The organism is Cupriavidus sp. 01L45 (assembly GCF_056399885.1).
Map to the genome: position 1 here is coordinate 1 of NZ_JBFTSG010000183.1, position 401 is coordinate 401.

Annotated in this window: 1 protein-coding gene; it reads left to right on the forward strand. The window is 60.3% G+C overall.

Annotated features, from left to right (window positions below; genetic code table 11):
• Positions 1–9: 9 nt before the first annotated feature.
• The coding region (locus AC1DT6_RS40630) for an NAD(+)/NADH kinase (protein WP_477115633.1) at positions 10–401 on the forward strand (392 nt) is incomplete at its 3' end.

The following is a 401-nucleotide window of genomic DNA, read 5'->3' on the forward strand; positions in this document are numbered from 1 at the left end:
GGCTATCAGGTGATCATCGAAGAGCAGATAGCCCGCGAGCTGAATCTGGCCGACGTCGAAACCGGCTCGCTGTCAGAAATCGGGCAAAAGGCCGATCTGGCGGTGGTGGTAGGCGGCGATGGCAATATGCTGGGCGCGGCGCGGGTGCTGGCTCGCTACGATATCAAGGTCATCGGCATCAATCGCGGCAACCTGGGTTTCCTGACCGACCTCGATCCGGATAACGCGCAGCAGCAGCTGGCCGACGTGCTGGAAGGCAAGTACATTACGGAAAGCCGCTTTTTGCTGGAGGCGCGGGTTTGCCGCCAGGGCCGCGAGCCGCGCGTCGGTACGGCAATTAACGAAGTGGTGCTGCACCCCGGCAAGGTCGCGCATATGATTGAGTTTGAAGTGTATATCGA